The 223-nt window shown below is 63.7% G+C and carries 1 pseudogene; it reads right to left on the minus strand.

From position 1 onward, the window contains the following. Positions 1–223: pseudogene (gene nadE, locus E4K09_RS19700) on the minus strand (NAD(+) synthase); the annotation flags it as partial.

A 223-nucleotide genomic window follows, 5' to 3' on the forward strand; every position in this document is an offset into this window, starting at 1 on the left:
GATCGTAGGACCGGTGCGCGCTGGCAGGAAGGTGCGGCGGCCATGGGCCCGCCTCGGCGTCGCTCCAGGCATGCCAGGACAGGTACGCGATCTTCGACGGGCGATAGCCGACGCGCGTGAGATAATAGAGGTTGAAATCCTGCAGGGCGTAGGGTCCGATCATTGCTTCCGTCGATTGAATCTGTCCTGCGGCATCCTGCGGGACGAGCTCCGGAGAGATCTC

The organism is Microvirga pakistanensis (assembly GCF_004458765.1).
In the GTDB taxonomy this organism is placed as follows: Bacteria; Pseudomonadota; Alphaproteobacteria; order Rhizobiales; family Beijerinckiaceae; genus Microvirga; species Microvirga pakistanensis.